At 36.5% G+C, this 23,737-nt stretch carries 24 protein-coding genes; 5 read left to right on the plus strand and 19 right to left on the minus strand.

Features of this window, described 5'->3' with window-relative positions; all coding sequences use genetic code 11:
• The first annotated feature begins 16 nt into the window (after window positions 1-16).
• Window positions 17-2,149, plus strand: coding sequence for a ribonuclease R (gene rnr, locus AAKU52_RS06650; protein ID WP_354331538.1), 2,133 nt, complete (start codon window positions 17-19; stop codon window positions 2,147-2,149).
• 18 nt (window positions 2,150-2,167) lie between these two features.
• The gene (locus tag AAKU52_RS06655) at window positions 2,168-3,139 is read left to right on the plus strand and encodes a polyprenyl synthetase family protein (RefSeq protein WP_354331540.1); all 972 of its coding nucleotides are present in this window, start codon (window positions 2,168-2,170) and stop codon (window positions 3,137-3,139) included.
• Between the two features lie 190 nt (window positions 3,140-3,329).
• Here AAKU52_RS06655 and rpmA read toward each other — a convergent pair whose 3' ends face one another.
• The 4 genes from rpmA to AAKU52_RS06675 form a co-directional block, all read right to left on the minus strand.
• Entirely contained in the window at window positions 3,330-3,635 is a 306-nt protein-coding gene (rpmA, locus tag AAKU52_RS06660; protein WP_354331542.1) for a 50S ribosomal protein L27, read from the minus strand.
• A 57-nt stretch (window positions 3,636-3,692) separates the two neighbouring features.
• Window positions 3,693-4,004 carry a 50S ribosomal protein L21 gene (gene rplU / locus AAKU52_RS06665; protein ID WP_354331543.1) on the minus strand — a complete coding sequence of 104 codons (312 nt, stop codon included), beginning with the start codon at window positions 4,002-4,004 and terminating at the stop codon, window positions 3,693-3,695.
• Window positions 4,005-4,087: 83 nt separating this feature from the next.
• Window positions 4,088-4,600: a hypothetical protein gene (locus AAKU52_RS06670; RefSeq protein ID WP_354331545.1), complete on the minus strand. Its 513-nt coding sequence runs from the start codon at window positions 4,598-4,600 to the stop codon at window positions 4,088-4,090.
• 27 nt (window positions 4,601-4,627) lie between these two features.
• Window positions 4,628-6,013 (minus strand): dicarboxylate/amino acid:cation symporter, encoded by a 1,386-nt coding sequence (locus AAKU52_RS06675; protein ID WP_354331546.1) that lies wholly within the window; start codon window positions 6,011-6,013, stop codon window positions 4,628-4,630.
• A gap of 143 nt (window positions 6,014-6,156) precedes the next feature.
• Here AAKU52_RS06675 and AAKU52_RS06680 point away from each other — a divergent pair, with 143 nt between their 5' ends.
• Together AAKU52_RS06680 and AAKU52_RS06685 are read left to right on the plus strand one after the other, a co-directional pair.
• On the plus strand, window positions 6,157-6,654 hold the full coding sequence (locus AAKU52_RS06680; protein ID WP_354331548.1) for an RNA polymerase sigma factor: 498 nt from the start codon (window positions 6,157-6,159) through the stop codon (window positions 6,652-6,654).
• A complete protein-coding gene (locus tag AAKU52_RS06685; RefSeq protein ID WP_354331550.1) occupies window positions 6,641-7,243 on the plus strand; it encodes a hypothetical protein in 603 nt (200 codons plus the stop codon). Before AAKU52_RS06680 ends, AAKU52_RS06685 begins: the two co-directional genes overlap by 14 nt.
• On the opposite strand, the gene AAKU52_RS06690 is transcribed toward AAKU52_RS06685, so the two are convergent.
• The 15 genes from AAKU52_RS06690 to AAKU52_RS06760 form a co-directional block, all read right to left on the minus strand.
• Window positions 7,240-7,860, minus strand: coding sequence for a hypothetical protein (locus tag AAKU52_RS06690; protein ID WP_354331552.1), 621 nt, complete (start codon window positions 7,858-7,860; stop codon window positions 7,240-7,242). The two genes, AAKU52_RS06685 and AAKU52_RS06690, sit on opposite strands and share 4 nt — an antisense overlap.
• A 75-nt stretch (window positions 7,861-7,935) precedes the next feature.
• Window positions 7,936-9,840, minus strand: coding sequence for a beta-N-acetylhexosaminidase (locus AAKU52_RS06695; protein WP_354331554.1), 1,905 nt, complete (start codon window positions 9,838-9,840; stop codon window positions 7,936-7,938).
• A gap of 147 nt (window positions 9,841-9,987) precedes the next feature.
• On the minus strand, window positions 9,988-10,944 hold the full coding sequence (gene trxB / locus AAKU52_RS06700) for a thioredoxin-disulfide reductase (protein ID WP_354331556.1): 957 nt from the start codon (window positions 10,942-10,944) through the stop codon (window positions 9,988-9,990).
• Window positions 10,945-11,025: 81 nt separating this feature from the next.
• Entirely contained in the window at window positions 11,026-11,694 is a 669-nt protein-coding gene (locus AAKU52_RS06705) for a toxin-antitoxin system YwqK family antitoxin (protein ID WP_354331558.1), read from the minus strand.
• Window positions 11,672-13,300 (minus strand): acyl-CoA carboxylase subunit beta, encoded by a 1,629-nt coding sequence (locus AAKU52_RS06710; protein WP_354331560.1) that lies wholly within the window; start codon window positions 13,298-13,300, stop codon window positions 11,672-11,674. Before AAKU52_RS06710 ends, AAKU52_RS06705 begins: the two co-directional genes overlap by 23 nt.
• 85 nt (window positions 13,301-13,385) lie before the next feature.
• Entirely contained in the window at window positions 13,386-14,204 is an 819-nt protein-coding gene (locus AAKU52_RS06715; protein ID WP_354331562.1) for a hypothetical protein, read from the minus strand.
• Window positions 14,205-14,282: 78 nt separating this feature from the next.
• Window positions 14,283-14,648 (minus strand): group III truncated hemoglobin, encoded by a 366-nt coding sequence (locus AAKU52_RS06720; protein ID WP_354331564.1) that lies wholly within the window; start codon window positions 14,646-14,648, stop codon window positions 14,283-14,285.
• 18 nt (window positions 14,649-14,666) lie between these two features.
• Entirely contained in the window at window positions 14,667-15,053 is a 387-nt protein-coding gene (locus AAKU52_RS06725) for a group III truncated hemoglobin (protein WP_354331566.1), read from the minus strand.
• Entirely contained in the window at window positions 15,050-15,478 is a 429-nt protein-coding gene (locus AAKU52_RS06730; RefSeq protein ID WP_354331568.1) for a cytochrome C, read from the minus strand. Before AAKU52_RS06730 ends, AAKU52_RS06725 begins: the two co-directional genes overlap by 4 nt.
• Entirely contained in the window at window positions 15,465-15,725 is a 261-nt protein-coding gene (locus AAKU52_RS06735; protein ID WP_354331570.1) for a hypothetical protein, read from the minus strand. The genes AAKU52_RS06730 and AAKU52_RS06735 overlap by 14 nt, the downstream gene beginning before the upstream one ends.
• An 11-nt stretch (window positions 15,726-15,736) precedes the next feature.
• Window positions 15,737-16,738: a cytochrome c gene (locus AAKU52_RS06740; RefSeq protein ID WP_354331572.1), complete on the minus strand. Its 1,002-nt coding sequence runs from the start codon at window positions 16,736-16,738 to the stop codon at window positions 15,737-15,739.
• Window positions 16,739-16,753: 15 nt separating this feature from the next.
• Window positions 16,754-18,874 carry a cbb3-type cytochrome c oxidase subunit I gene (locus AAKU52_RS06745; RefSeq protein WP_354331574.1) on the minus strand — a complete coding sequence of 707 codons (2,121 nt, stop codon included), beginning with the start codon at window positions 18,872-18,874 and terminating at the stop codon, window positions 16,754-16,756.
• Window positions 18,875-18,925: 51 nt separating this feature from the next.
• Window positions 18,926-19,363 (minus strand): RrF2 family transcriptional regulator, encoded by a 438-nt coding sequence (locus tag AAKU52_RS06750; RefSeq protein WP_354331576.1) that lies wholly within the window; start codon window positions 19,361-19,363, stop codon window positions 18,926-18,928.
• Window positions 19,364-19,580: 217 nt separating this feature from the next.
• Window positions 19,581-21,050, minus strand: coding sequence for an IMP dehydrogenase (gene guaB, locus AAKU52_RS06755; RefSeq protein ID WP_354331578.1), 1,470 nt, complete (start codon window positions 21,048-21,050; stop codon window positions 19,581-19,583).
• 168 nt (window positions 21,051-21,218) lie between these two features.
• Window positions 21,219-21,677 (minus strand): GNAT family N-acetyltransferase, encoded by a 459-nt coding sequence (locus AAKU52_RS06760; protein ID WP_354331580.1) that lies wholly within the window; start codon window positions 21,675-21,677, stop codon window positions 21,219-21,221.
• 105 nt (window positions 21,678-21,782) lie between these two features.
• Here AAKU52_RS06760 and AAKU52_RS06765 point away from each other — a divergent pair, with 105 nt between their 5' ends.
• Window positions 21,783-23,636: an outer membrane protein assembly factor BamB family protein gene (locus tag AAKU52_RS06765; protein ID WP_354331582.1), complete on the plus strand. Its 1,854-nt coding sequence runs from the start codon at window positions 21,783-21,785 to the stop codon at window positions 23,634-23,636.
• Window positions 23,637-23,737: the final 101 nt, after the last annotated feature.

The following is a 23,737-nucleotide window of genomic DNA, read 5'->3' on the forward strand; positions in this document are numbered from 1 at the left end:
GATTCATAAACTCATTATGGCAAAAAATAAATCATCCAACCTCGCACAAGTTCTAACACAGCTGATCAGCGATGTTTTAAATAAAAGCACGGAGGCCCTTAATTATAAACAAGTCTCCGCACAATTAAATATAACTGACCCTGCCTCAAGAGAGACTATTTTAGAAGTTCTCAAAGAGCAAACAATTAAAGGAATATTTGTTGAAGTTGAAAAAGGCAAATTCCAGTTAAAAGACCTTAAAACTTTCATCATTGGTAAAGTTGACATTACAGCAGATGGTTCTGGCTATGTAGTGCCAGACGATGACCTGGAGAAAGACATTTATATTACTGCCCGAAAACTGCACCAGGCCCTGCATGGCGATAAAGTAAAAGTTTATATTTTCGCTAAGAAAAGTGGCCGCAAAAATGAAGGAGAAGTTATTGAAATCATTCAGCGCGCAAAAACAGACTTCATCGGTGTGATAAAAATAGCTGATCGTTTTGCTTTTGTTAACATTGACGACCGCAAAATGCTTCATGATATTTTTATCCCATTAAGTGACCTAAATGGAGCTAAAAACGGACAAAAAGTTCAGGTGAGTATCACCGATTGGCCTGAAGACGCAAAAAATCCTATTGGAAAAGTGATACACATCCTTGGTGAACAAGGAGAGAATGACACAGAAATGAATGCTATTCTTGCCCAATACGGTTTTCCACTTACTTTTCCTACTGAAGTTGAAAAAGAAGCCAATGCCATACCAGAAGAGGTTACAGAAAATGATTTAGCGGGTCGAAAGGATTTTAGAAACGCGGTTACTTTTACCATAGATCCTGCAGATGCAAAAGATTTTGATGATGCTATTTCCTTTAAAACGCTGGAAAATGGAAATTACGAAGTAGGTATTCATATTGCTGATGTTTCTTATTATGTGAAGCCAAATAGCCCTTTAGATAAAGAAGCTTATTCTAGGGCTACTTCAGTTTATCTGGTAGATCGGGTAATTCCAATGCTGCCAGAGCGATTAAGTAACGGGGTGTGTTCTTTACGTCCAAATGAAGATAAGCTATGCTTTGGAGCTGTTTTTGAGTTAGATGAGAAAGCCAACATTCATTCAGAATGGTTTGGCCGCACGGTAATTCATTCCAACCGCAGGTTTAGCTATGAGGAAGCGCAGGAAGTTATTGAAGCCAAAGAAGGCGACCATGCAAGTGAAATTCTTAAATTAAATGAGCTTGCTTATATCCTGAGAGAGAAAAAGTTTAAAGCAGGCGCCATTAGTTTTGAAAGCACTGAAGTGAAATTCAAACTTGATGAAACAGGTAAGCCTATTGGCGTTTATGTTAAAGAACGTAAAGATGCGCATAAACTTATTGAAGATTTTATGCTGTTGGCCAATAAAAAAGTTGCAGAATTTGTAGCTAAAAAAGGTAAAGGCAAACAAAAATACACCTTTGTTTACCGTTCACATGATTCTCCAAACCTGGAAACCTTAAATACCTTTGCCCTTTTTGCCTCCCGCTTTGGCTATAAAATCAATATGAAGTCGGATAAAGAAATTGCTAAGTCATTGAATTTTCTGATGGAAGATGTAGAAGGAAAAAAAGAACAGAATGTTTTAACGCAACTAGCCATTCGTTCAATGGCTAAAGCTATTTATACAACAAAAAAAACTAGTCATTATGGCTTAGCATTTGACCATTACACTCACTTTACTTCTCCAATTAGAAGGTATCCTGATGTGATGGTACACCGCTTACTTGCTTCTTATTTAAATGGCGAAAAATCTGCGGATGAAGAACAGTTTGAAATTGCTTCCTCACATTCCTCAGCAATGGAAAAACGCGCTGCTGATGCAGAACGTGCTTCTATAAAATACAAACAAGTAGAATACCTGGAAGAAAATATTGGCAACACTTATACTGGCATTATTTCTGGCGTAACCGAATGGGGTATGTATGTAGAGCTGATTGAAAATAAGTGCGAAGGAATGATCAGACTGAGAGATATCGCAGATGATTTTTATGTACTGGATGAAAAGAATTACTGTATCATTGGTCAACGGAAAAAGAAAAAATACCAGTTAGGGGATGAAGTGCAGGTAAAAGTTAAGAAAGTGGACCTTTCTAAGCGCCAGATAGATTTCTCACTTACCAACACTCAATAAAACACGGGCAATAAAATAATGCATACCACTTCTGAATTACAAGAGATTATTGAAAAAGCAATCTCAGAAATAGAATATCCGGCTCATCCAAAAAATTTATATGCGCCAATTGCTTATATCATGAACCTTGGCGGAAAAAGATTACGCCCGGCATTGGTATTAATTGCTACAGACTTATTTAATGGCAATATTGAAGAGGCCCTGCCTGCTGCACTGGCTATTGAAACTTTCCATAATTTTACGTTAATACATGATGACATTATGGACAATGCGCCATTACGTCGCGGCAAAATTACTGTTCATGAAAAATGGGGCACTAACAATGCAATCCTAAGTGGAGATGTGATGATGGTGGAGTCTAATAAGCAACTTACAAAGGTTAAAATTGAAGTATTAAAGGCAGTGCTGGATACTTTTAATGCGACTGCTCAAGGTGTTTGTGAAGGGCAGCAACTCGACATGGAATTTGAACTGCGCCATGATGTTGGCATAGCAGAATATATAGACATGATCCGTCTTAAAACAGCGGTTTTAGTTGGTGGTGCCATGAAAATTGGGGCTATTGTTGGCGGTGCAACAAATGAAGAGGCGCAATTGATTTACGACTTTGGAGAAAAACTGGGCATTGCATTCCAATTGCAGGATGACATTTTGGATGTGTATGGTGATCCCGAGAAATTCGGCAAACAAATAGGTGGGGATATCATTGCTAATAAAAAAACTTATCTACTGTTAAAACTTCAGGAATTAGCGGGTAAAGATGATCTTACCGCTTTAGCCAGGCATGCTTTAAATACAACAACACTTACTACTAAAATCGACGATATTAAAGCATTGTACGACAGGTATCAGGTTAAAGAACTGGCTACAGAACAAATGCGACAATACCTGGACAGCGCTTTTCAAGCCTTGGCAAACATAAAAGTACCTGAAGCACAAAAGAAAGTATTAATTGGCCTGGCGAATGCACTGATGCACAGAGAGCGGTAAAATTCATAGGAAATATATCGGCTTGGATGGAGTATTAATCATTCTATTGCTTTCTGGAAGCAATATCCAAGTTTTATAAGTGTATTGCTGATCTTATAAATAACAACAGCTCAAAAACGTTACATACAAAAAAAGACTGTATCATTTCATATCAATGATACAGCCTTTTTAAATATTCTTTTGTGGTTACTTATTCTGCAACAGCAGCTTCAGTAGTTGCAACAGGTGCAGCTACTACAATAGCAGCTGGCAAAATAGAAACGTAAGATTTGTTATCTTGTTTCTTTTTGAAAATTACAGTACCATCAACTAAAGCGAATAAAGTATGGTCTTTACCAATACCTACACCTTTGTCTGGATGATGTTTTGTACCACGTTGACGTACTAAAATGTTACCAGCGATAGCCGTTTGACCACCGAATATTTTAATACCTAAACGCTTACTATGCGATTCACGTCCGTTTCTGGAACTACCGGCTCCTTTTTTATGTGCCATGTTTTATATTTTACAAACTACCGTAATTAAAATTGGTAATTTTTGTTTAACAAATAATTATAAACTGATACCAGAAATCTGGATTTTAGTGAAATACTGACGGTGTCCGTTTTTCTTTTTGTAACCTTTTCTACGTTTCTTTTTGAAAACGATAACTTTATCACCTTTTAAATGAGACACGATTTTAGCTGAAACAGTTGCGCCTTTCAATGTAGGAGCTCCTACAGAGATTGTACCACCATCTTCAACCAACAATACATTGTCAAATTCAATACTAGCGCCTTCATCTCCTTGTAAACGGTGTACAAAAAGGTGCTGGTCTTTTGCAACTTTGAATTGCTGTCCTGCTATATTTACTATTGCGTACATTGTTAAATAATTATTATTTTTAAATTGTTTATTTTTATTATAGAGGTGCAAATATAGACTTAATTTTCCTTAAATCAAATGATTTAGTTTTTCTTAGTATATCTTTCTTCTGCATCGTTGATTGTTTGTGCCACTAGTGTTTTCATTTGTATCGCAACATCCTTTAGTTTTGGTATTTCGTTATAATCAGTTAGGATGATTACCTTCTTTGATTTGCGTTGATAGTTGAACTGAATTTCATAGCGTAAAACCTTATCTGACTTTAAATCTGCCCCACGGTTTGCAATAACATCAGGGAAATTCCACAAGCCCAATTCATTGGCTTTATTATGTAAATAGCTGATGTCGTTTTTTCTTAATTTCACATTAGTAATCACCAAAGAATCCTTGTTATTAAGGTATTGATAAGCTCCAGTGGCAGAATCATAACTATTTGCCAATTCCTTACCAACACCCCACTTATATTGGATGGAAACAAACTCTGTAGATTTATAAGGTGCATTCTTTATCATAGGTGTATAATACACAATAGAATAAATCAAAAATGGCACAATAATCGAAAGCGCTAAAAATATTTTTTTCCCTCTGGAAGTCATATAATATTGTTTATTTATTATTCTTTTTTAATCCAAGGGTCCTGTCAGCTCCCCTTCCCACTTACTTACCACCGCAGTAGCTAAACTATTACCAATTACATTCGTTGCAGACCTACCCATATCCAGTAATGGATCTATACCAATCAATAAGGCTAATCCGGCCTCTGGTATGTCAAAGGTAGCAATTGTACCGGCAATTACCACCAAAGAAGCCCTTGGCACACCAGCAATTCCTTTGCTGGTTAACATTAAAATCAATAACATGGTTATTTGCTGTTCAAACGACAAATGGATGCCATAAGATTGCGCAATAAATAGGGAAGCAAAGGTCATGTATAACATAGACCCATCCAGATTAAAAGAATAGCCAAGGGGCAGTACAAAACTTACTATTTTGTCTTTACAACCAAAACGCTCTAGCTGTAGCATTGTTTTCGGGTACGCAGCTTCACTGCTTGCCGTACTAAAAGCGAGTAAAACAGGTTCTTTAATCCGATTAATCAAGTTAAAAACCCTGGTTTTTAAAATCGAGAATCCTATAAAAATTAGGATAATCCAAAGTAAGAACATGGTAAAATAAAACTCTCCAATAAATAAAGCATAGGTGGACAGCACACCTAATCCTTGTTTTGCCACAATAGCCGCCATGGCACCAAAAACGGCAAAAGGAGCAAAATTCATTACATAACTTGTGATTTTTAAGATTACATGCGCTACTGCGTCGAAAAAATTAATAATGATTTGCCCTTTTTCTCCGATTGCAGCTGTTGCTACTCCAAAGAACAAGGAGAAAACAACAATTTGCAGAATCTCATTGGTGGCCATTGCTTCGGCCATACTCCTTGGTACAATATGGGAGATAAAGTCTTTTACAGACAGCGCTACCTTTTGTATGCCCGTATCCACATTACTTGGGGGCAATGGTAAATTCATCGTTTCGCCGGGTTTAAAGATATTAACCATAATTAAACCCAATATCAGGGATAGTAAAGAGGCACTTAAAAACCAAAGCATTGTTTTACCACCAATCCGGCCAACAGCCTTGATATCGCCAACTTTAGCTACACCCACAACAAGAGTAGTAAAAACAAGTGGTGCAACAATCATTTTTATAAGTCGTAGAAAGATGTCGCTTAACAAAGTAAAGGGCTCCAACTTTTTCTCCCTAATCTTTTCATTTTCCTGACGAATGTTTTCTACCGCTTTTTTTTCTGCTACAAGAGTAGTAAAAGCAGTAGCTGTGGAGTCCTTAATTAATAAAATCTGACTATCCAGGGCCTTTAACTTGCTTTCTGCTTTGGCAATGTTTTCATTATAAGAACTAAAAGATTTTACGTTTAAATAATATCCCATTCCAACTCCCAATATGAGCGCTAAAAAGATAAAGAATGTTAACCTGTTTTGTTTCGACACTTATATAAGTTTTAATTTTAATGGCTGTAAAACTACAATAATTAAATTATTCTGTAAACAATGTTTTGAAAGATATATAATTTGCAGATTAGCTGTAACAAACCAGCAAAAAACACCTCTAAACAAATATCAACTCATCGTAAGTGGAACAAAAAGACCTGTTATTTAAGCAAATCTTCGATACCAACTCCAAGAAAATATTCCATTTATGTTATGGATATACGGGAGACAAGGACGCTGCAAATGATTTGCTACAAGAAACATTTCTAAAAGTTTGGCAAAACCTGGATAAATTCAGAAACAAATCACTCATTTCTACCTGGATATACAGAATAGCAATAAATACTTGTTTAACCTATTTACGATCAGAGAAAAGACAAGGAAAGGAAGAACTCACTGACAATATTATTGAAAATAGAGTTGAAGAATACTCCGATAAAAATGAGCAGGTAGCCTTACTCTATAAATCCATATCAAAACTGGAAGAAAATGATCGTTTAATAATCACCATGGTTCTGGACGAACTGCCGTATCATGAAATTGCAGAAATTTCAGGTATTAGTGAAGGGAATTTAAGGGTGAAAATTCACCGGATTAAACAAAAACTGACAGAATTATACAATCAACATGCAAGAATTTGAAGATATACAATCGTTATGGCATTCCCATACCGTTGAAGTAAAAATTTCTTCCGGGGAAATGCTAACGCAGGCAAAAAAAGAAGTAAACAGTATACGTAACAAATCGATGATGAACATTATCGGCATGTGCTTGTCCTTCATAGCCATTGCTTGTCTGTGGTTATTTTTTGACTTTAACTCCTGGATAACCCATACTGGTATTACCATTTTAATAACTGCTATTGCAGTTTACACATTTATTTTATATCGTGGGCATCGTTTAATTTTTAAGAGTGATTTTACAGCACATCCAAATGATTTTCTGGAAGAACTTAAAATATACCAGTTAAGCAGGTATAGCCTTTATAATAAACTCTATTGGATCTACACCTTTGCATTAAGCTTAGGCACTGTTTTAATGTTTTTTGAAATACTTTCTTATTTCAGCTTTTGGAAGCAAGGTGTGATTGTAGTATTTACGTTTGGCTGGCTAATCTTTTGCTCTACCATTCTCCGTAAAATAGTGATCAAAAAAGAAAAAGAGCGCATTGCGCTCTTGATAGAAAAATTTGAAAGGATTAGTGCTCAGTTCAAAGAGAACGAGCACTAATCTTTAACCTCATCAACAGAAAAACTATTTCCACTCAATTTATATTGCAGTATTTTTAAAGCACCAGTTTTTTGCGTAGTATCCTCTGTATTAACGATTGGAAAAGAACGGAAAAGATCGCCATTCTTAATAAAGAACTTATCCTTACCTCCGTAATTTTTCTTTATTCTACTGCTTAACGAGGGGAAGTTTATCTTTTGAAAAACATTTCTAGAATATTCATAAACATTTAAATCCCGTACATTTTGCTTACTTAAAAATTCAATGTAAAGCTCTGGGTTGCCATCATTATCTAAATCCATATTCCACGCATCGGTAATGATTCCATTGCGCTCATTAGACAAAGATTTAAAATCATTTTTTGCAGAATCAGACATCAATATTAAATAACCACCCAGGGTATCCACCCCCTTTCCCCAACTCAGAACCTCAAAGTTAAACCCGGGTCTAACAGTGATGTTTTTATAAAAAGGGAAAGGATTAACCTGTTCTTTAACTTCGGGTTGATTGCTACCTTGCGAAACTGCCTTTGGTGAATTTTCATCAGCACAGGACAGTAAGAACAGCAAACTTCCAGCAAGTAATAAAGGTTTTAGGCATAAATATTTATATTTCATTTAAATGTCTTTTTGATTCAACGTTATATTTAAATTAAAAAAGTATCCTATCACAAAATCAATTAGTGAACGCTATTATTTAGCAGGGGCAGCGATCACAGCCCCATTATTTAAGATTGTTTCCGTAACCACACTTCTTTTACCACTAGGCATAATAACTATAGTTTTAAGGTTAAGCTTTTTACCATTAGAAACGCTTACCTTAATTGGTTTGTTGTATAAAGTTGCATTTTCTGAAGGTCTAAAATCATCTAAAGTATAGTAAATTTTAGATCCCGGTACAGGCACCTTTAATTCAATATTGAAATCCTTTCCGTTCATAATTCCCTCCATTTGTCCGATGGGTGTTGGAACCCAATAATTTGTATTCGTTTGATCTAAACGTGCCAGATGTGCCGGCAAACGCTCTTCTGAGAAGTTCTTAAAATCTTTACGATCAGTTTGGCTCCATGCAATTTCAGCTAATGAAAACATCCTTGGCAAGATCATGTATTCAACTTTAGCTGGTGTTTTAATGTATTCAGTCCAAAGATTTGCCTGTACCCCAATGATATATTTTCGTTGATCGGGAGTAAGTACGGCAGGAATGGGATCATAGTTATAAACTTTAGCATAAGGTGAACAACCACCAATTGTTAATGGTTCGTCTATAGACTTTGATTGACTGTGATCAAAATACAAACCATTCGAACCTGGAGTCATGATTACATCATGATTTTGTTGAGCTGAGGCAATTCCCCCCTCTTCACCTCTCCATGACATTACCGTTGCGTTTGGTGCTAAACCACCTTCTAAAATTTCATCCCATCCAATTATAGAACGGCCTTTACTGTTCACGTACTTTTCAATGCGCTGAATAAAATAACTTTGTAGGCCGTGTTCATCTTTAAGGTTATTGTCTTTAATAAATTTCTGACAAAATGCAGATTCTTTCCAATAATCTTTCGGACTTTCATCGCCACCAATATGAATATATTTAGAGGGGAATAAAGCGATCACTTCATCAAGTACATTTTCTAAGAAAGTAAATGTGTTTTCTGTAGGAACATATACATCCTGAAAAACGCCCCAGGTTTGTTGTAGTTGCTTCCCTGTTCTTGGGCCAGCCCATGGTGTATTAGCATCAATAAAAGTATCCCGATCAGGAAAAGCACTTAGCTCTGGGTAAGCAGCAATAGCTGCAGAGCTATGACCAGGCATTTCAATTTCAGGAATAACATTAACATATTTTGATGCTGCATAGGCAACAATTTCTTTTACTTCATTTTGGGTGTAAAAAGCTTTATAAACTTCGTTATCGGTACCAACACCAGGGTGATGGCCAATAATTGTTCCGTTTCTTGAAGCGCCTACGGTAGTTAATTTAGGATATTTTTTAATTTCAATTCTCCATCCTTGATCTTCTGTTAAATGCCAGTGGAAATTGTTTAATTTATATTGTGCCAATAAATCAATATATTTCTTAACAAAAGAGACCGGGAAGTAATGTCTGGCTACATCCAGCATCATACCACGGTATTTAAACCTCGGGTAATCGTTAATTTCAGCTGTTTGAATTGTAATTTTGTCACCCACTTTTTCGGGCATTAATTGCATCACCGATTGTATGGCATAAAATAAACCAGCTCCCTTACCGGTGATTAGAATTTGATTTTTTGAAATGTTAATTTTATAACCCTCGGCAGGTAATTGATCGGCACCTTCTGAAGTTATAATTATTGCTTTCTGGTTAGCTTCTGCCTTTTTTGTTTCTCTAAGTGCAAAACCACCTTTAGTGACAATAAAAGCATTCAATAGTTCCATTGTTTTACGGTTTTCCATATTGTTGGAAATCAATAAAACCGTTTTATCCAAAACAAAAGATCCAGTATGTTTTTGAATAGAAACGGGAACTGGAATAATTCCCATGTTAGCGTCTTGTTGTGCAAGTGCTGGAATAGCAATTGTAGCCAGTAAAATTAAAGTTATAAACTTATTCATATTTATTAATGGATGAAATAAGTCTACAAGGTAAAAATAATTTACATTTAGGAGCCATCAAAGCCTAAATTTTAAGCAATAAAAAATACCCACAAAAAAAGCGGATCATAAAGATCCGCTTCGAGGCGCGCCCTATAACTCTTAGGGTTAAGCTTTTAATACATCTTCTTTTGCAGCAAGGTAACGTTCAGCATCTAAAGCAGCCATACATCCAGTACCAGCAGCTGTTACAGCCTGACGGTAATAGTGGTCCTGCACATCACCACATGCAAAAACACCTTCCACATTAGTCTTGGTTGTACCTGGTTTGGTTATTAAATAACCAGTTTCATCCATATCAATCCACCCTTTAAAGATATCTGTATTAGGTTTATGACCAATGGCAACAAAGAAACCTTCAATCTGTAAATCTTGCTCTTCGTTAGTTTGGTTGTTAAACACCCTTAAGCCGGTAACGTTTTTGCCATTTCCTAAAACTTCTTTAGCTTCAGAATTATAAATGACCTCTATGTTGGGTGTATTTAAAACGCGGTGAACCATGGCTTTAGAAGCCCTGAACTCATCACGGCGAACCAACATATATACTTTATTACAAAGTTTAGCCAAATAAGTAGCCTCTTCAGCGGCAGTATCTCCTGCACCAACAATGGCAACATCCTGACCTTTAAAAAAGAAACCATCACAAACCGCACATGCAGAAACACCAAAACCATTGTATTGGTGTTCGCTTGGCAAGCCAAGCCATTTTGCTGTGGCACCAGTAGAAATAATAACTGTATCTGCAGTAATGGTTTTAATTTCGTCAACTATAACTTTATGTGGAAGGGAAGAAAAATCTACAGAACTTACATAACCAAAACGGATTGCTGTTCCAAACCGTTCTGCTTGTTTTCTAAAGTCTTCCATCATTTCAGGACCCATAATGCCAAGAGGATATCCCGGGAAATTATCAACATCAGTGGTTTGTGTCAGCTGTCCCCCAGCTTCCATACCAGTATATAAAACCGGCTTCAAATCAGCTCTTGCCGCATAAATTGCTGCTGTATACCCTGCTGGTCCTGAACCTATAATCAAACATTGAACGTGTTCTATTTCTTGCGACATATAATTGTAATTCTTTTGAACATCAAATTTAATGATTATCCTGTTAATACCTCAATTGTTAAACGCATTGTGATTTTTGCATTATAATTTATGCGTATTTTCTTTTTCTTTTTTCAGTTCTCGCCTGGTTTTCTTAACTACAGCCGTTACCTGGTCATTTTTATACTGTACCACTTCTAAACCACCCTTTAATAGCCATTCTCCTTCCTTCTTGTTGTTTACAAACTGGCCGCTTTCCTGCAAATCACCATGGCTATCAAATGACCTATATTCGCCATGAAACACGTTCTTATCATAGTTTAGAACATTCCTAACCTCGCCACTTTCATAAAAACTTAACCATTGTCCCTGGCGTAAACCATCCTCGAAAGCACCGGAAAGGACCACAAATCTATCTTTACCTTTAGTAACTGTTTCCAGGTTTTCGAAACTATCATTCGGATCGATCCAATCATAATAAACAAACTTTCCTTGAGCAATTCGAAGCGATTCATCTTTGAAAGCACCACTAACCAATAAATAACCACTGAGATCGTATTTCTTAAAAACCCATAAACTGTTGCCTGTCACCTGGCCATAAATGGCATAAGTTTCTGCTTTAGTTGAGTCGGAAGTTACTTTCTCTTCAACATCGAAAAAGACTGTTCTTACTTGTGCATAATTACTAAAAGAACAAAAAACAAACAGGAGCAGTATTGCAATTTTCTTCATCCACAAAAATACCAATCTAGGTTTGAATAATTCCAACATTGAATTGCTTTTTTATAGGTGATTGATTTGCAGCTTCTATTCCCATAGAAATAACTTTACGTGTTTCCAGGGGATCGATAATACCATCTACCCATAACCTTGAGGCGGCGTAATAGGGTGTAGTTTGACGGTTATATTTATCAGTGATTTCTTTTAATAGTTCAGCTTCTTCTTCAAGAGTAATGGTTTCACCCTTTGCTTTAAGGGATGCTTCTTGTATCTGCAATAAGGTTTTTGCTGCCTGGCTACCCCCCATTACCGCAATTTTCGCACTTGGCCAAGCATAAATTAACCGGGGGTCATAAGCTTTTCCACACATGGCATAATTGCCTGCGCCATAAGAATTGCCTAATATAATCGTGAATTTTGGCACCACAGAATTAGCTACAGCATTGACCATTTTAGCGCCGTCTTTAATAATACCACCCTGTTCAGAGCGACTGCCTACCATAAAACCGGTTACGTCTTGCAAAAATACCAATGGAATTTTCTTTTGGTTGCAGTTCATGATGAAGCGTGCAGCTTTATCTGCACTGTCGGAATAAATGACCCCACCAAACTGCATCTCCCCTTTTTTTGATTTAACCACCTTGCGCTGATTAGCCACTATGCCAACGGCCCAGCCATCAACACGTGCCAAACCACAAATTATACTTTGTCCATATTCCTTTTTATATTCTTCCAGCTCAGAATTGTCAACCAATCTTTTTATGAGTTCGACCATATCATAAGGTTTCTCCCTATTCTCTGGTAATAAGCCATAAATCTCTTCTTGTGGAAATAGAGGTTGAACAGGTTTAATACGATCGAAGCCAGCAGATTGCGGTGCCCCGAGCATACTCATTATTTTTTTGATACTGTCTAAACAGGTCTGATCATTCGGATGTTTGTAATCAGTAACACCAGATATTTCACAATGTGTTGTAGCACCACCTAAAGTTTCGTTGTCAACATCTTCGCCAATTGCTGATTTAACTAGATAAGAGCCGGCTAAAAACACAGAACCAGTGCCTTCTACAATCATAGCCTCATCACTCATAATAGGTAAGTATGCACCACCGGCAACGCAAGAACCCATAATTGCAGAAATTTGTACAATTCCATCAGATGACATAAGTGCATTATTTCTGAACATCCTTCCAAAATGCTCCTTATCAGGGAAAATTTCATCCTGCATTGGCAAGTAAACACCTGCACTGTCGACAAGATAAATAACTGGCAAACGGTTTTCCATGGCAATTTCCTGTGCCCTTAAATTCTTTTTAGCAGTCATAGGAAACCAGGCGCCTGCTTTTACAGTAGCATCATTGGCGATGATCATACATTGTCGGCCAGAAACATAACCAATGCCTGAGACTACTCCTGCAGAGGGACAGCCTCCTTGTTCTTCATACATTCCATCTGCAGCAAAGGCTCCCACTTCCAGGAATTCACTTTCCTTATCAATTAAATAGGCAATACGCTCTCTGGCGAGCATTTTTCCTTTTGCTTTTTGTTTGGCTGCATTCTTCTCGCCACCACCAGCATATATTTTCTTCAATCGGGTTTTTAATTCATAAACCGATTGCTTATTGAGGTCTTCATTTTTATTGAACGTTATATCCATGCTAGCAATGTAAATTTATTTTTAAAGAAAATAAAGTCTAATCAAGGATTTTGTATAATCTTCATTTTCTCTTATTCTAGATAATTTACTTAAATTCCTTTATATCCACAATTCTGTCGTTACCTTTGTTTTCCATCAAAAAATAAATTCCTTTATTATTTTTCTGCCAGCTAAAATTTGTTTGGATCCAGGAATATAAAGCGGATTTATTGTTAGGCACTCCAACAGGGAAAGGTAAGGTGAAAGTTTCACCACTTGGGTAATGAACCTCATAAAAAGAATCCATTAATAAAAATACCAGGGTTTGCTTATCCGCAGATTTCAGAAAGAATTCTCCCTGAATTCTTTCTTCCGGTCTTTCTCTTTTAATGGTATAAACTTTGGCGTTAACATTAGTGATAAAATAGTCGTTATTAATTAAATATCCTGCATTACCTACCCTAAACATACCTTTTGTAACTTTTTTATCCTGCTTTCCAGTGGAGGCACGGTAAAGTTTAACGACTTCAAGTTGATCGTTTTTTAAAGTTAACAAATAAAATGGTGCAATTAACCCTGAGTTATCTGAAAGCTGAACCAATAAACATGTTTTTTGAGTATTTACAAACTGTGCTAATGCAAATTTATCAACCACCATGTCTTTATCTGCCTTATTGGGTTGAATTCTTATTGTAGTATCTCTAAATTTTACAGAATAGACTTCTGCAAATTCCTGATCAGTCGATTTTTTAGGTTTTTTTGTGGCGATTGCCTTTAGAACAGTAAAAGGATTATCGTTTTCTTTAGTGTAGGTATTAAAATCTTCTCCTGTCACTAAGTTCCGGGCTAAATATATTTTTTCTGTTTTACCATTCTGACAACCAATTAAAACAGTTAATAACAATGCGCAAATACTTATCTTCATAATTTGAATTTATACTTATCTTGCTAAGATAGCATTCTGTTATAAATTATCTTGCCCGATAAGATATAAGATCATTTGTTATTGTGGAATACTTTTAACCGCCTTCATTATCTTTGCAATACTATTAGCTCGTTTTTTTGCATTCTCTGCTATCTGACCTTCAAACATGTCATCAATCGTTTGGTTAAAAAACAGCAACCACCTGTCGAAATGAGTCTTATCAATTGGAAGTGGTAAGTGTTTTGGCATTGGATCGTCCTTGTATTTTTTAGTATATAGCAATAGCGTAGACCAGAAATCCGTCATCCTTGATAAATGGGCATCCCAATTATCTTTAATTATAGCATCGAAAACAGGCCCTAATATTTCATCCTTTCTTACTTTATCATAAAAGGCATAAACCAATGCCTTTACATCCGCTTCGGTAATAATATCTTCTGTCATATTTTTGATAGCAGTATTTTAAACAATAACCTTACTTGGTCCGCCAGGCATATTTTCCAGTCTTTTCAAAAACATTGCAGCCATCAATTCTGCCCTGTTTTTAGTGTCTTCCGCCATTTCACCTTCAAAATTAGCGTCGATAGTCTTTCTGAATAAGATAAGCCAACGTTCAAAATGTTTCCCTTCAATGGGTAATGGGGCGTGTTTAGCAAAAGGATTACCTTTAAATCCAGGAACACCAAACAAAGCTGCATTCCAAAATTTGTACATCTTTTCTAAGTGTGGGTCCCAATCTTCAATGGTTTGATTAAATACTGGGCCAATCAGATCATCTCGCTGTACGCAACCATAAAATTCATTTACGAAAAGAATTATATCTTCCAGTTTTTTTATGTCAGGTTTCATTTAAATAAGGGTATAGCTGATGATGTGATATGAAAATATAATGCCCAGGCCACAAAAAGTATCAACAGGATAAATATCCAAAAGGGTATACTTTGAGGGGTTTCACTGCCTATTATTAAAAAGTTTTTCGAATCACCTTTCCCATAAGCATTAATCATGATTGGAATTATTCCGTCAATCACCTCTCCTTCTTTAATTCCTTCAATAGCAATAGCTGGGCCGTTTCTTACTTCAAAAGGAATTAATCGGATTCCTTCTTTTCCAGTAGGGTCTTTACTAATTATTTTTAGCGTATGCTTTCCGTCAACAAGTTTTGAGGTATCAAGCTCAAAGTTCACCGGTGAAACCAATTCAGCAATGGGCTTTACTTCCTCATCTATAAATATGAATATTTTGCTTTTCTCTTCCATTTTAATCGGCGTCAATAACAAGGTTTTTGATGTGACTTTCTGCTTTCTCTCCTGGGTGAAAGATCCATTTCAAGGAGTAAAACAGGGTAAACAAAACTATAACAACCGTAATAGATACAATGGCATAATCCCATTGACTATCAGGACCGGTACCATGGGTAATACCACGTAATATTTTTGGTTGTTGTTTTTCGCAAGCCGGACAAGCATGAACGACATATCCAATTAATACGAGAAACATAATTAAAACAGTTTTTTTCATGATAGTGTGAATTATTTTTTAACTGCATCCATCCACTTTTTAACTTGCTCGGTAGTGACTTTTTTAGCGCTATTTCCCCAATTTGTTTTTTCATGGTTCATAATAGCAGCCACTTCTTCAGGTTTAAGGTTACTATTTGTACCAACCGCAGGCATTACACCATAACCTTCAGCCACTCGTCCGCTGTAACCATTCATAATTACATTTACAAAAAGTTCAGCATTTTCATCTAAAACAATCTTACTTCCCTTTAGAGAAGGAAAAGCACCTTTAAGGCCTTCGCCATTGGATTGGTGACAAGTTTGACAATGGGTAATATATAAAACCTTACCATCTAATTCTTTAGGTCCACCAGCCGTTTTCTCACCTATATCGCCTGATTTTTTATATAAAAAATTAGGCTCTGGTATACCTTCCGGCAATTTAGTTTGTTTTAAAGATTGAAGGTAAGCTAACAGATGTAGCGCATCAGCAGTAGCAATTACTTTTCCTTTTTGTCCGTGCAAAAATTCTACAGGAACATTTACCACAACATCACCCTTTTTTACTTTATTTGTTATTTCAAACAACCATGGATAAGCAGGCATCACCGATTCCTTGACTACAATTCTAGGGTTAAACAAATGCGGAAGATGCCATTCTGCGCTAGGCTGACGCTGACCTATAGCAGTTAAATCAGGTCCTGTTCTTTCTGTACCCATAACAGTAGCGGTATTGCGCCAAAAATCCGTACGGTAATTTGCAGCATAATCAGCTGCAATACTTGGCCTGGAGCCCCAAACCTTATCCATGTCAACATTACGCACTTGCTGCGTATGACAAGCTACACAACCATTAGAAATATATACAGCTTTTCCTAATATTGCTTCGTCACTTAAAGCTATTGCATTAGGTAAAGGCGCATTTTCACTTTGATTTTTGAGTGCGGGAACTATACATACGAATATCGTAAGACCTATGAATAATAAGGCTGCTGCTGTGAATAATTTGGTATGGTTATTAAAAAACTCCATTATGGTTATACTAAATTAATTTTTTATTTCAGAATCGGAATAAGACAGGTTAAGTTTTTCTACTGCTGCTTCCCTGATATCAACGGTATCACGACCAACCAACATTCTATAAATGTTGTAAGCAAAAAACAAGTGGGATAGCCACATTAAGCTTCCTCCAATAGCTCTCCAGAGCCAAAAAGGAGCCATAAATACCACAGTATCAATAAATGGTTTACCTTCAATCCACATCATTCCTCTTAATGTACTTCCATACATCAGTGGTATCGTATAGAATAACAATCCGATCAAGGCTAACCAAAAATGTGCACCAACTGTTATCTGTGGAGCCTCCTTACCAGTTAACCTTGGTATTAAAGCATAGATGCCTGCCCATAGAAAGAAGTTAATAATACCATACATGGTAATATGAGAGTGAGCTACTGTAAAATCTGTAAAATGCCAGATGAGGTTAGTAGACCTAAATGCTTCCGCCGTTCCTTGAAGAGAGCCGGTAAAATAAAATATTATGCCAACTAAAAAGAAAGGCAAAGTATAGCTTGTTGTTATTTTATGCCAGGCACCTTTAAAAGTTAAGATAAAGTTTGTTGTACCTGCGGCTACTGGAATTATCATCCCCATACTTCCAACAATGGCTGTTGTTTGTAACCACCATGGAATGGAACTAAAGACGAAGTGATGAGTTCCGATGACTGTATAAAATAGAATCTGTGTCCAGAAAGCCAGAATACCTAAACTATACGAATAAATTGGCTTATTTAATTGTTGAGGAAGAAAATAATAAACGATACCCAAAGTAAATAACATGAACCACATACCAACACCCTGGTGCATATAATACCCCTGAATTATTGTTTCCCCCAATCCATCCTGCCACCAGGGAACATAGGCAACAATAGTAATAACAATAGCGAATATAATGGAAGCAATGATATACCAGTTAGAAATATAAATCTCTTTAGTAGTTCTGTTTCTAACAGTAATCAAAAAATTGATTAAGGTAAGTATAAGGCCAATCGCAAAAAACAATTGTATCGGCCAAATATATTCTCTATACTCCCCACCACCATTATTTATTCCAGCCATTAAGGATAGCGTACCCAAAACTACAGTGGTATTAATTAAATACAAGGTGTACCACCCTAATTTCAAACTAAAAAGTTTAGCATTACTCACTCTGGGTACGATATAATAACCAAGTCCTATCATCCCTAATGATGCCCATCCCCAAAAAACAGAATTAGTATGCACTGGCCGTAACCTTCCAAAACTTAACCAGCTAAAATGATCCACATCAGGAGCTACGAATTTAATTCCTAAATATTCACCAACAGTTGTTCCAAAAAAGAGCCAAAAAGTAGCCGTACAGACAAACCATACAATAAGTTTAGACAATTCCTGATCAACACCAGGCCTTATTTGTGCACGTTTTTTTAAGGCAACAACAGGTAATGCAGCCTCGGTATTCACTTGGTGGAGTAACCCTTTACTATCTTCGGGTGTTTCCATGCCAGATAATTCCTGATTTGACAAGGAATAGTCAAGCGCTTGTTTACGTTTTAATAAAGCACTTTCAATTTCTACTTGATCGGTTTCGCGCAAGTATTTAGCTAACTGCTCCGCTTCTTCTAGATTTCGCTTGTTTTCATACGTTCTTAATGCACCCCTTATTTTTACAATTATTAAAATAATACCTGCCAGTATAGGAATTAGTATCAAGAAAAGTGTAATGATGACTCCCCCTTCGCTCCATAAACTACCTGGAACAGCATTAGATTGGGCATAAACTGGCACACCACCAAATAAAATTAATAAAAAAATGAAGATGGAAAGTTTACCCTTTCCTTTTATTATTTTAAGATAATCGTCTATTTGTTTACTGCTAAATGTATTGATATAATTTTTAAAACGAAGCTCCCCTTTTCCTTTTTTAATTACTTTTCTGATTTGAATTATTTTTTCATATAAATATAAAGCAGCTAAAAGCGCGAAGATAACGATAACAAAGGCAAATATTAACAATCCGTTAGTTGAAACACCTTGTTTTGTAGCTTCTTGAGAAACCTGAGCAGAAAGTGGAATATTATACCCGCTTATGATTACAATTAAGCATCCTAAAATTTTAAATTGACTCATTTTATATGAATAAAATATTAACACCGTTTTATCTTTTATTTGTACGAAAATTTACTTCCTTAATTTTGTTAGGCCTAAATTCAAGCCCTCATTAAGCTCACCAATTAATGTATTTTCTAACATCTTTTTCATTTGATTTCTTATCGCCTTGAATTGATGATGTAAAGGACAAGGATTAACTGCAGAACAATAGTCTAATCCTAAACCACAACCCATAAAAACGCCATTACCATCTACCGCCTCTACTACCTCAGCTAAAGGCCGATTAAGATTTACTTGTTCCATGTAAAAACCACCATTTGGTCCTTTGGCTGACTGAACAATATTTTTCTTACTCAACTCCTGCAAAATCTTTGCCAAAAAGTGTTCTGGAGAATCAATGCCACTTGCTATTTCTTTTATACCAACTCTTCCTCCATTTGCAGTTCTATGTGCGATAAAAAAGACAGATCTCATTGCGTATTCACATGTTTTTGAAAATATTCCCATTGATTGCACAAATGTAATTTTTTATTTGATTTAATAAAAGACTATATCATCTTTTATTAAAAAAGATGCATTTCAGGATAGAATTCCTAAAAGCTGATTTAATATGGTTTCTGTCATATAACCAAAATCCTCTACCGCCTTAAGCAATAGAGGATTTTGGTTAAAATTTGCATCAACGATAAACACCTAGTGATTTTATCATTTGCGAAGGTATTAATTAACGAGAATAATTTGGAGCTTCCTTGGTAATAGAAATATCATGAGGATGACTTTCTCTCATTCCTGCAGCGGTAATTCTTACAAATTTAGCTTTTTGCAAATCATCAATAGTTGCAGCGCCGCAATAATGCATTCCAGCTCTTAAGCCGCCAACAATTTGGTAAATCACTTCGGCTAAAGTACCTTTATAAGGTACTCTGCCAACAATTCCTTCAGGTACTAGTTTGGTAACTATATCTTCTTCATCCTGGAAGTAGCGATCTTTAGAACCTTGTTGCATGGCTTCGACAGAGCCCATACCTCGGTAAGATTTGAACTTGCGGCCTTCATAAATGATTGTTTCACCAGGGGATTCTTCCACACCTGCAAACAAAGAACCAGCCATGATACAACTTGCACCAGCAGCAATAGCCTTCACAATATCTCCAGTTTGTTTAATTCCGCCATCAGCAATTACTGGAATACCAGTACCTATTAACGCCTGGGCGCATTCAAATACAGCATATAATTGTGGTACTCCTACCCCAGCAATAATTCGGGTTGTACAAATTGAGCCCGGTCCGATACCTACTTTTACAGCATCTGCACCAGCTTCAGCTAATGCTCTTGCCGCATCGGCTGTAGCAATATTTCCAGCAATCACCTGTAAATCAGGGAAACGTTTTTTAATTGCTCTAATCATGTCAATCACCCCTTTAGAATGTCCGTGGGCAGTATCTACAGTTACCACATCAACACCAGCCTTTACCAGGGCGGCAACACGATCAATATTATCTGCAGCAACGCCAACGGCTGCACCAACACGCAAACGACCTCTTTCATCTTTACATGCTTTGGGGTAGTTTTTATATTTTTGAATATCTTTAAAAGTAATCAAGCCAGCCAAATGCCCTTCCTTATTGATGACAGGAAGTTTCTCTATTTTATAATCCTGCAAAATTTCTTCTGCCTGCAATAAAGTCGTGCCTTCAGGGGCAGTTATTAAGTTTTCACTGGTCATCACCTCTGCAATTGGACGTGACATGTCTTTTTGGAAACGCAAGTCTCTGTTAGTGATGATACCTACTAATATATTTTCTGAATCAATGACAGGAATGCCACCAATTTTATATTGTTGCATGATCTGAAAAGCATCTGCTACGGTAGCATCTTTACCCAAAGTAATGGGATCTTGTATCATACCACTTTCTGAGCGCTTTACTTTTCTTACTTCTTCTGCCTGACGTTCAATACTCATATTCTTATGGAGCATACCAATACCTCCTGCCTGGGCAATGGCAATTGCCAAATTAGCTTCAGTCACTGTATCCATTGCTGCAGATACTATAGGAACATTTAAACGTATTTTCTTGGTCAGATAAGTTCCGGTATCCACATCACGTGGCAAAACTTCAGAATATGCGGGCACTAATAATACGTCATCGTATGTTAGTCCTTCGGCTATAAATTTATTGGGATCGAGTTGCATAGCAAATAATTTAGGAGTTACTATTTGCGAGGCAAAAGTACGATTATATATACGTTTCTGCAATAGCGATGTATTAATGACTGTTATTAATTGAGAAGATTGCATTGAGATTAAACATTAGCCATTCTAATGATGGCTTTATTTACGCCCATTTTTCTATAGAAATCTTTACCCTTCCAACTCAGTATGCTGCCTTAATTGCTTAGGTCCTTGGGGCCATATAAATGCTGTAGTTTGTTTTTTCCAACCTAAACTTTTATAAAAACTATCTTTACCTGGTGCGGCTGTTAAGGTAACAAAATGGTAATTTTCCAATTGTCCATTTAAAGTGTTGACTATTTTTTTTCCAAGGCCTTTCCCCTGAAATTGCGGATCAACCACAATATCCCCAAGCATAGCATAATAACGTCCATCATCAATGGTGCGGCCAAAGGCAATCAACTGCTCCTCTTTATAAACAAATAAGGTCCAGGTACTTGCGCTAAAGGCCTTTTCAATTTCTTCTGGCAAACGAGTTCTCCAATTAACTTTATCAAATAACTCACAAATGTAGCCCCAGTCTATTTGCGAAAGATCAGGATTAATTTTAAAAATAAGGTTACTATTGTCTACTGAGGCTGATGACATACGTTTTGGGAATAGAAATCAAAATATTTCGTTATTACAAATATGATAATTTATTTAATTATATTAATATCATCTAAAAAAATTTAAATGTTTAACTTTCCGGGCATGAAATACAACATAAAGAAGCTTAAAATTTACCTTACTCTAACTTTAATTTTCTTCCTCAAACTTTCCGCAGTAGCGCAGACCTTTAAATATGCTTTCGTAACCGACACGCATGTAGGTACTGCAACCGGAGAAGAAGATTTACGTAGAACCGTAAAAGACATCAACAAACAAAAAGACCTTGCTTTTGTACTGGTTACAGGCGATGTTACAGAAATGGGCACCCTAAAAGAAATTAAACTCGCCAAAGAAATACTTTCTACTTTAACTAAACCCGTACATCTTATTCCTGGAAACCATGATACTGGTTGGTCAGAATCTGGTGGTGTAGACTTTACCCAGCAGTTTGGAAATGACAAATTCACCTTTGACCATAATGGTTTCCGCTTTATCGCCTGTGCTTCTGGCCCTTATGTACGTATGTCTGATGGACACATCCCAAGAGATGCAACTGTTTGGCTGGAAAATATTTTAAAAAACACGCCTAAAGAGATGCCAATTGTTTTCATAAACCACTACCCTATTGACAATAGCCTCGATAACTGGTATGAAGCAACCGACAGAATTAAAAAATACAACATTCAATATGCCATTTGCGGACATGGTCATGCCAATAAAGCGTTTAACTTTGAAGGTGTTGAAGGCACAATGGGCAGATCAAACCTACGTGCTAAAGACAGTATAGGTGGATACAATATTGTAACCATGCACAAGGATTCTACTTTCTTTGCCGTAAAAAAACCTGGTATAGCTGTAGAAAACCCATGGAGAAAATTTGCTTTAAAAACATTCAAAAACACCAACAATGTTCAATTTGAGCGTCCTTCTTATGCCATTAATACTACTTATCCAGAAATTAAACAAAGCTGGACTTACCATTCTGCGGCTAATGTTATTTCAACTCCTGCTACCAATGGAAAAATCGTTGTAGTTGGCAATGCAATTGGTGAGGTGGAAGCGCTATCACTTAAAGATGGCAGCAAAAAATGGACTTTCAAAACCAAAGGTGCTATCTACTCTTCTCCGGTTATAGTTAATGAACTAGTCATACTAGGTTCGGGAGATGGAAATATTTATGCGCTACAAGTAAATACAGGAAAACTGGAATGGAAATACCAGGCCAAAGCTGCAGTACTAGGCTCTCCCGTGGTAGAAAAAGGACGTGTATATATTGGATCCAGCGATAATTCATTCCGTGCAATCGACGTTAAAACTGGTAAACTCATCTGGGAATTTAACCAGGTTGAGGGTGCTATTGCAGCGCTTCCTTTAATTTACAAGGATAAAGTTATTTTCGGTTCCTGGGGCAGATACCTCTATGCTTTGAATAAAAACGATGGAAAGCTGGCTTGGAAATGGGAAAATGGAAATCCGAACAGGATGTTTTCTCCTGCAATGGTTACTCCTGTTGCCAATAACGATGTTATTTACATAGCAGCACCTGACCGTGTACTCACCGCAATAGATGCCAATACTGGACAAACGCTATGGAGAAATAAAGAAGCAACAGTGAGGGAATCTATCGGTATCTCTGAAGATAGAACTTTGATATTCGGCAAAACCATGAATGATGAAGTTGTGGCCTATAAAACTCAAAGGACTGACCCTGGTGTATTATGGAGATTAAACCTCAATTTTGGTTATGAACATGTGCCTTCTATGCTGATCGCTAAAAATGGCCTTGTGTTTTTTGGAACTAAAAATGGTGTTGTTTATGCTTTTGATCCTAAAACACAAAAAGAGGTATGGGCTCATAAAATCGACAACTCCATGGTTAATACCGTAAATGTATTAAGTAAAGATAAAATATTAGTTGCTACAATGGACGGAATGATCACGCTATTAAGTAAATAATAATTACGGCGATTGTTCTGAGTTTGGGCATTATAATAGGAAGATTACCCTATATGAACAAAAAAACAATATTTATCTGAAAAATACAATGAGCTGATCGA

The organism is Pedobacter sp. CG_S7, from assembly GCF_040544395.1.
Taxonomy (GTDB): domain Bacteria; phylum Bacteroidota; class Bacteroidia; order Sphingobacteriales; family Sphingobacteriaceae; genus Pedobacter.

Bases quoted from the DNA above. Each gene is read 5' to 3' on its own strand.
- rnr (WP_354331538.1), top strand. From the start codon at position 17: ATGGCAAAAAATAAATCATCCAACCTCGCACAAGTTCTAACACAGCTG.
- AAKU52_RS06655 (WP_354331540.1), top strand. From the start codon at position 2,168: ATGCATACCACTTCTGAATTACAAGAGATTATTGAAAAAGCAATCTCA.
- rpmA (WP_354331542.1), bottom strand. From the start codon at position 3,635: ATGGCACATAAAAAAGGAGCCGGTAGTTCCAGAAACGGACGTGAATCG.
- rplU (WP_354331543.1), bottom strand. From the start codon at position 4,004: ATGTACGCAATAGTAAATATAGCAGGACAGCAATTCAAAGTTGCAAAA.
- AAKU52_RS06670 (WP_354331545.1), bottom strand. From the start codon at position 4,600: ATGACTTCCAGAGGGAAAAAAATATTTTTAGCGCTTTCGATTATTGTG.
- AAKU52_RS06685 (WP_354331550.1), top strand. From the start codon at position 6,641: ATGCAAGAATTTGAAGATATACAATCGTTATGGCATTCCCATACCGTT.
- AAKU52_RS06690 (WP_354331552.1), bottom strand. From the start codon at position 7,860: ATGAAATATAAATATTTATGCCTAAAACCTTTATTACTTGCTGGAAGT.
- AAKU52_RS06695 (WP_354331554.1), bottom strand. From the start codon at position 9,840: ATGAATAAGTTTATAACTTTAATTTTACTGGCTACAATTGCTATTCCA.
- trxB (WP_354331556.1), bottom strand. From the start codon at position 10,944: ATGTCGCAAGAAATAGAACACGTTCAATGTTTGATTATAGGTTCAGGA.
- AAKU52_RS06705 (WP_354331558.1), bottom strand. From the start codon at position 11,694: ATGTTGGAATTATTCAAACCTAGATTGGTATTTTTGTGGATGAAGAAA.
- AAKU52_RS06710 (WP_354331560.1), bottom strand. From the start codon at position 13,300: ATGGATATAACGTTCAATAAAAATGAAGACCTCAATAAGCAATCGGTT.
- AAKU52_RS06715 (WP_354331562.1), bottom strand. From the start codon at position 14,204: ATGAAGATAAGTATTTGCGCATTGTTATTAACTGTTTTAATTGGTTGT.
- AAKU52_RS06720 (WP_354331564.1), bottom strand. From the start codon at position 14,648: ATGACAGAAGATATTATTACCGAAGCGGATGTAAAGGCATTGGTTTAT.
- AAKU52_RS06725 (WP_354331566.1), bottom strand. From the start codon at position 15,053: ATGAAACCTGACATAAAAAAACTGGAAGATATAATTCTTTTCGTAAAT.
- AAKU52_RS06735 (WP_354331570.1), bottom strand. From the start codon at position 15,725: ATGAAAAAAACTGTTTTAATTATGTTTCTCGTATTAATTGGATATGTC.
- AAKU52_RS06740 (WP_354331572.1), bottom strand. From the start codon at position 16,738: ATGGAGTTTTTTAATAACCATACCAAATTATTCACAGCAGCAGCCTTA.
- AAKU52_RS06745 (WP_354331574.1), bottom strand. From the start codon at position 18,874: ATGAGTCAATTTAAAATTTTAGGATGCTTAATTGTAATCATAAGCGGG.
- AAKU52_RS06750 (WP_354331576.1), bottom strand. From the start codon at position 19,363: ATGGGAATATTTTCAAAAACATGTGAATACGCAATGAGATCTGTCTTT.
- guaB (WP_354331578.1), bottom strand. From the start codon at position 21,050: ATGCAACTCGATCCCAATAAATTTATAGCCGAAGGACTAACATACGAT.
- AAKU52_RS06760 (WP_354331580.1), bottom strand. From the start codon at position 21,677: ATGTCATCAGCCTCAGTAGACAATAGTAACCTTATTTTTAAAATTAAT.
- AAKU52_RS06765 (WP_354331582.1), top strand. From the start codon at position 21,783: ATGAAATACAACATAAAGAAGCTTAAAATTTACCTTACTCTAACTTTA.